Genomic DNA, 5,051 nt, shown 5'->3' with positions numbered 1-5,051 from the left:
CGCCCACCCCCGCGCCTGCCCGGGCGGGGGCGGGCGCCGGGCGCCGGCGGCCGTCCGGCACGCTGGGGCCGTGCCCACGCTCGTCGTCGTCCGCCACGCCAAGGCGGACTCCCCGCTCGGTCTGCAGGACATCGCCCGCCCCCTCGCCGAGCGCGGCCGGGCCGACGCCGTCGTGGCCGGCCGCTGGCTGGCCGCGAACGTCGGCGGCTGCGACCTGCTGCTCACCTCGCCCGCCCGGCGCGCCGAGGAGACCACCGCGCGCCTGCTCGACGGCTGGGGCCTGCAGCCGGTCGTCGTCGACGAGGAGCGCATCTACGAGGCCACCCTCGGCGACCTGCTGCGCATCGTGCGCGGCCTGGACACCGACCGCCCCGAGGCCACCGTCGCGCTGGTGGCGCACAACCCGGGCGCCAGCGCCCTCGTCGAGGCGCTGACCGGCGAGGTCGTCCAGCTGCGCACCGCGGGCATCGCGGTGGTGCGGGTGGAGGGGGAGTGGGCCGACGCGGACACCACCAGCTGCTCGCTGGCGCTCTCGCACACCGCCCGCGCCGAGGCGCCGCGCGCCGAAACCACGCGCGCCGACTGAGCCCCGCCGGGCACACTGACCGCTCGTGAGCACACCGAGCGGGCGCAGCAGCGGGCACGTCGACGTCCAGGGCGTCAGCCACGAGCTGCCCGACGGGCGCCCCCTGCTCAGCGAGGTGACCTTCCGCGTCGCCGACGGCGCCACGACGGCGCTGGTGGGCCCCAACGGCACCGGCAAGACGACGCTGCTGCGGCTGATCGCCGGCGACGAGCCGGTGCAGGAGGGCTCCGTGGCCCGCAGCGGCGGGCTGGGGGTGATGCGCCAGTTCGTGGGCTCGGTGCGCGACGACACCTCGGTGGCCGAGCTGCTCGTCTCGGTGGCCCCCGCGCCGCTGCGCGCGGCCGCGGCCGCCGTGGAGGCCGCCGAGCTGGTGATGCTCGAGGACGACACCGAGCGCGCCCAGCTGCGCTACGCGCAGGCCCTGGCCGACTTCGGCGACGCGGGCGGCTACGAGCAGGAGGTCGTCTGGGACGCGTGCACGACCGCGGCGCTGGGCGTCGGCCTCGACGCCTGCCGGCACCGCCTGGTGCGCACGCTCTCCGGCGGCGAGCAGAAGCGGCTGGTGCTGGAGGCGCTGCTGCGCGGCCCCGAGGGGGTGCTGCTGCTCGACGAGCCCGACAACTACCTCGACGTGCCCGGCAAGCGCTGGCTGGAGGAGCAGCTGCGGACCACCGCGAAGTCGGTCCTGCTCGTCAGCCACGACCGCGAGCTGCTGGCCGCCGCCGCCGACCGCATCGTCACCCTCGAGCCCGGCGCGCTGGGCGCGGTCTCGTGGACGCACGGCGGCTCCTTCGCCACCTACGGCGCCGCCCGCGCCGCGCGCGCGGAGCGGCTGGAGGAGCTGCGCCGGCGCTGGGACGAGGAGCGCGTGAAGCTGCGCACGCTCGTGGTGACGCTGCGGGAGAAGGCGAAGTTCAACGACGGCATGTCCTCGCGCTACGCGGCGGCGCAGACCCGGCTGGCCAGGTTCGAGGCGGCCGGCCCGCCGCAGGCCCCGCCGGCCGCGCAGGACGTGCGGATGCGCCTGCGCGGCGGGCGCACCGGCAAGCGGGTGCTCGTGTGCGAGCGGCTGGAGCTGACGGGGCTGATGCGCCCCTTCGACGCCGAGCTGTGGATGGGCGACCGGGTGGCCGTGCTGGGCTCCAACGGCTCCGGCAAGTCGCACTTCCTGAGGCTGCTGGCCGCCGGCGGCTCCGACCCCGACGCCGAGCACCGGCCCGTCGACGAGCACGTGCCCGCGCCCGTCGCGCACACCGGCAGCGCCCGGCTGGGGGCGCGGGTGCGCCCGGGCTGGTTCGCCCAGACCCACGAGCAGCCGGCGCTCGTGGGGCGCACGCTGCTGGACGTGCTGCACCGCGGCACCGCGCACCGGGACGGGATGGACCGCGAGAGCGCCTCGCGGGCCCTGGACCGCTACGGGCTGGCCGCGGCCGCCGAGCAGCGCTTCGAGCACCTGTCCGGCGGGCAGCAGGCGCGCCTGCAGATCCTGCTGCTGGAGCTGTCCGGCGCCACGCTGCTGCTGCTGGACGAGCCCACCGACAACCTGGACCTGCACTCCGCCGAGGCGCTGGAGCAGGCGCTGGAGGCCTACGAGGGCACCGTCGTCGCCGTCACCCACGACCGCTGGTTCGCCCGCGGCTTCGACCGCTTCCTCGTCTTCGGCGAGGACGGGCGCGTCGTGGAGTCGCCGGAGCCGGTCTGGGACGCGGCGCGCGTGGTCCGGGCGCGCTGACGGGCGCCGGCGGGCTCTCCAGCGGGCTCCGCGGCGGGCTCCCGGCGGCCTCCCGGGAGGAGCCGTTTTGACCGTTGCGGCGAACGGCCGGTAACGTCGTGGTTCGTTGTGCCCACGCAGTGCCTGCCGACAGCGTTCCGGGATCTCCCGGCGCCGGAGGACCCGAGCGCGGGCCCAGTTCCGCAAATCGTCTCGAGGAGATGGGCAACCCCCGTGCGCACGTTCACCCCGAAGCCCGGCGACATCGACCGCCGCTGGCTCGTCATCGACGCGGAGGACGTCGTGCTGGGCCGGCTGGCGTCGCAGACGGCGACCCTGCTCCGCGGCAAGCACAAGCCGACCTTCGCCCCGCACGTCGACGGCGGTGACTACGTCATCATCGTCAACGCCGCCAAGGTGGCCCTCACGGGCTCCAAGCGCGACCAGAAGATCGCCTACCGCCACTCCGGCTACCCGGGCGGCCTGAAGGCCACCAGCTACGTGGACCTGCTGGAGAAGAACCCGGAGAAGGCCGTGGAGAAGGCGATCCGCGGCATGATCCCCAAGAACGCCCTGGGCCGTCAGGTCCTGAGCAAGCTCAAGGTCTACGCCGGCCCGGAGCACCCCCACGCGGCGCAGCAGCCCGTGCCCTTCACGATCACCCAGGTCGCGCAGTGAGCCGCGGCGAGAACACCGCGAACTGAGCGAGGAGAACCGTGGCTGAGTACACGACCGAGACCGTCGACGACATCACCGAGTCCGACGAGTTCACCGGCACCTACACCTCCGAGTCCGCCGAGCCGCAGACCGGCGGGTCGAGCATCATCGCCCCCGGCGGGGCCACCGGCCGCCGCAAGGAGGCCATCGCCCGCGTCCGCATCGTCCCCGGCTCCGGCAAGTGGACGATCAACGGCCGCGACCTCGAGGGCTACTTCCCGAACAAGGTGCACCAGCAGCTCGTCAACGAGCCGTTCCGCGTCACCGCGCTCGAGGGCTCCTTCGACGTCATCGCCCGCATCCACGGCGGCGGCTCCTCCGGCCAGGCCGGTGCGCTGCGCTTGGGCGTGGCCCGCGCGCTCAACGGCATCGACCTCGAGGCCAACCGCCCGGCGCTGAAGAAGGCCGGGTTCCTGACCCGCGACCCGCGCGCCACCGAGCGCAAGAAGGCCGGTCTGAAGAAGGCGCGCAAGGCGCCGCAGTTCAGCAAGCGCTGATCGGCCTCGCGCCAGCGAGGTACCGTCCACGACGGCCCCGGGGAACACCTTCCCGGGGCCGTTCGTGGTGTCAGGGGCCGATGGGCCGAGTGGGGGAGGGGCGCGGGACGTGGGACGGCTGTTCGGGACCGACGGCGTGCGGGGGCTGGCGAACGTCGACCTCACCGCCGACATGGCGCTGGGGCTGGCCGTGGCGGCCGCCACCGTGCTCGTCGACGAGGGCGGCAGCGCCCACCCGCGCGCGCTCGTGGCGCGCGACCCGCGCGCCTCCGGGGAGTTCCTGTCCGCCGCCGTCGTCGCCGGCCTGGCCAGCGCGGGTGTCGACGTCCTCGACATCGGCGTCGTGCCGACCCCGGCGCTGGCGCACCTCGTGCGCACCAGCGGCGCGGACTTCGGCGTGGTCCTGTCCGCCTCGCACAACCCCATGCCCGACAACGGGCTGAAGATCTTCGCCCGCGGCGGCACGAAGCTGCCCGACGACGTCGAGGACGCCATCGAGCGCGCCTACCGCGAGGGTTCCGGCCGGCGCCCCACCGGCGCCGGCGTCGGCCGCGTCCACGCCGGCCCGGACGTCGAGCAGGACGCCGCCGACACCTACGTCGACCACCTGCTGTCCACGCTGCCCGCTGGCCCCGGCTCGCTGGCCGGGCTGCACGTCGTCGTGGACTGCGCCAACGGCGCCGCGAGCGCCATCGCGCCGCGGGTGCTCGCCGAGGCGGGCGCGCGGGTGACGACGCTGTTCGCCGCGCCCGACGGGCTGAACATCAACGACGGCTGCGGGTCCACCCACCTGGAACCGCTGACGGCCGCGGTGCTGGCCCACGGCGCCGACGTCGGCATCGCGCACGACGGCGACGCCGACCGCTGCCTGGCCGTGGACGCCGAAGGCCGCACCGTCGACGGCGACCAGATCATGGCCGTGCTCACCCTCGCGCTGCGCGACCGCGGCCAGCTGGCCGAGGACACCCTGGTGGCCACCGTCATGAGCAACCTCGGGCTGCGGCTGGCCATGCAGCACGAGGGCGTGCACGTGGTCGAGACCGGCGTCGGCGACCGCTACGTGCTGGAGGCGCTGAACTCCGGCGGCTGGAGCATCGGCGGCGAGCAGAGCGGGCACGTCGTGCTGCCCGCCCACGCCACCACCGGCGACGGGGTGCTGACCGCCGTGCAGCTGCTGGCCCGCATGAAGGAGACCGGGCGCTCGCTGGCCGAGCTGGCCGGTGTCGTGCAGCGCCTGCCGCAGGTCCTCGTCAACGTCCGCGGGGTGGAGAAGTCCCGCGCCGGCAGCGACGACGAGCTGCTGGCCGCGGTCGCCGCCGCCGAGGCCGAGCTCGGCGAGACGGGGCGCGTCCTGCTGCGCCCCAGCGGCACCGAGCCCCTGGTGCGGGTCATGGTCGAGGCCGCGCACACCGAGCACGCCCAGCGGGTCGCCGATCGGCTGGCCGGCGTCGTGCGCGAGCGGCTGACCCCGGCCTGAGCCGGAAACCGGTGGCGCGGGCCGCGGGGTCCCTGGCTCACTGACCGGGTGCGCCCCACACCG

At 75.5% G+C, this 5,051-nt stretch carries 5 protein-coding genes; all 5 read left to right on the top strand.

The features are described 5' to 3' along the window. Positions 1 to 70 precede the first annotated feature (70 nt). The 5 genes from GTQ99_RS19585 (at position 71) to glmM (ending at position 4,988) form a co-directional block, all read left to right on the top strand. Positions 71 to 586 carry a histidine phosphatase family protein gene (locus GTQ99_RS19585; protein WP_166617385.1) on the top strand — a complete coding sequence of 172 codons (516 nt, stop codon included), beginning with the start codon at positions 71 to 73 and terminating at the stop codon, positions 584 to 586. A gap of 25 nt (positions 587 to 611) precedes the next feature. Then, positions 612 to 2,318, top strand: coding sequence for an ATP-binding cassette domain-containing protein (locus GTQ99_RS19580; RefSeq protein ID WP_166617384.1), 1,707 nt, complete (start codon positions 612 to 614; stop codon positions 2,316 to 2,318). A 213-nt stretch (positions 2,319 to 2,531) separates the two neighbouring features. Beyond that, on the top strand, positions 2,532 to 2,975 hold the full coding sequence (gene rplM, locus GTQ99_RS19575) for a 50S ribosomal protein L13 (RefSeq protein WP_166617383.1): 444 nt from the start codon (positions 2,532 to 2,534) through the stop codon (positions 2,973 to 2,975). 38 nt (positions 2,976 to 3,013) lie between these two features. Then, entirely contained in the window at positions 3,014 to 3,511 is a 498-nt protein-coding gene (gene rpsI, locus GTQ99_RS19570) for a 30S ribosomal protein S9 (protein ID WP_420814595.1), read from the top strand. Positions 3,512 to 3,620: 109 nt separating this feature from the next. Continuing rightward, positions 3,621 to 4,988: a phosphoglucosamine mutase gene (gene glmM, locus GTQ99_RS19565; RefSeq protein WP_166617382.1), complete on the top strand. Its 1,368-nt coding sequence runs from the start codon at positions 3,621 to 3,623 to the stop codon at positions 4,986 to 4,988. The last annotated feature ends 63 nt before the right edge of the window (positions 4,989 to 5,051 follow it).

Origin of the sequence: Kineococcus vitellinus, from assembly GCF_009906315.1 — a bacterium.
Classification (GTDB): domain Bacteria; phylum Actinomycetota; class Actinomycetes; order Actinomycetales; family Kineococcaceae; genus Kineococcus; species Kineococcus vitellinus.
The sequence above is the reverse complement of the archived record's forward strand: the minus strand, read 5'-3'. Positions and strand labels throughout refer to the sequence as shown.